Here is a 1,375-nt window from a genome sequence, read left to right as displayed (position 1 = left end):
AATCCCCATACCGAGCGCCAACGGACCGCGGGTTCGTTCCTCGGAGACTTTCGGACGCCTGCGGCATCCGAAACCCTTCACGAAAGCGGAATGGCCGCTTTCGAGCCGAAAGCGATAGAAAGCCGATTATTGTTCGGGTTACCGTTGCTTGGTTGTTGATGCCTGCGGCCCGGGCTTCGCACACTATGGGGTACGCTTCGGGTGTGGGAAGATGTACGTCGGCTTCCCACCGCGGGGGTCAGAGGATTGGCGTGCCGGGCTCGATCCCGAGCATCACGCGGCCGCCGGTCTCGAAGTTGCCACTCTGGACCTGGACGTGCTGCGCGGCCGCATACGCATCCCGGAAACAGCGTTGCAGGGGACAGGTTTCGTAGACTGAAGTTGCTCCACCGGCGTCATAGGCAATCTGCACCACCTGCTTGGCGGCCTCAGCAACGTGAGCGCAGGCCAAACGTACCAGAGCCCGTTGCTCCAGCGAGAGGGGCACGTCTGCGGATGCGGCACTCCAGGCCTCGTGGCAGGCCTCGAGGAGGAAAGCCCGCGCCGCGCGCAGTACCGCCTCCGCACGCCCGACTGCCGCCTGGATCACTGGCCGGTCACGCAGCAGCACTGAGCCGATCCGAGGAGTCTTGGAGGCGCTGAGTTCGCGAAGACTGTCGAGCGCCGCACGTGCGATGCCGAGCGGCACCGCAGCGATGGTCACTCCGAAGGCAGTGTGAAAAGGAAGCGCATAGAGCGGCCCGGAAAGCAATGGCGTGTCACCTGCCCGCGACACAGTGTGGGTCTCCGGCACGAACAGGTCGGCGACACGGTAGTCGTGGCTCCCGGTGCCGCGCAGTCCGCCGACATCCCAGGTATCGAGCACCTCCGCCGCAGCGGACGGGAAGAACACGATCCTGGCGTCCGGCGTGCCATCCGGCTTGCGGCGGGGGGCATCGCCGTCAAGCACCATGCACCCGCCAAGTGCCCAGTCGCTATGCGTGATGCCGCTGCCGTATGGCCAGTACCCGGTCACGCGGTATCCACCTGGCACCTGCACGGCCCTGCCGAGAGGGCCCATGTTCCCGGCCACGACTGCCCGCTCCTCCACGAAGATGCGACGTGTAACGGCATCGGGCAGAAACCCGGAGAAGCGGGCGTAGCCGCCGCCATTGGTAGCGCACCAGGCAACAGAGGCGTCCGATCGGGCCAGCGCTTCGACAACCCGCACGAAGTCGGTCAGGCTCAGTTCCGGGCCACCGAAGTCCCGGGCAAGCCAGAGGGAAAAGAAGCCGAGTTCTCTAAAAGCTAAGGACAAAACCTCCTGAGCTGTCGGAGGCAGATGACGGCGCAGGCGAGGGTTGTCAGGGCGAGGTGGAGGTCGGCCCGGCGCTCG

The 1,375-nt window shown here is 65.6% G+C and carries 1 protein-coding gene and 1 pseudogene; both read right to left on the bottom strand.

Going from position 1 to position 1,375, the window contains the following annotated elements; genetic code table 11:
* Positions 1-238: 238 nt before the first annotated feature.
* The gene (locus FHS87_RS24110; RefSeq protein WP_246418661.1) at positions 239-952 is read right to left on the bottom strand and encodes an acyl-CoA dehydrogenase family protein; all 714 of its coding nucleotides are present in this window, start codon (positions 950-952) and stop codon (positions 239-241) included.
* Between the two features lie 335 nt (positions 953-1,287).
* Positions 1,288-1,375 (bottom strand): annotated as a pseudogene (locus FHS87_RS23275) (IS5/IS1182 family transposase); the annotation flags it as partial.

The organism is Muricoccus pecuniae, assembly GCF_014199205.1.
Lineage (GTDB): Bacteria > Pseudomonadota > Alphaproteobacteria > Acetobacterales > Acetobacteraceae > Roseomonas > Roseomonas pecuniae.
The sequence above is the reverse complement of the archived record's forward strand: the minus strand, read 5'-3'. Positions and strand labels throughout refer to the sequence as shown.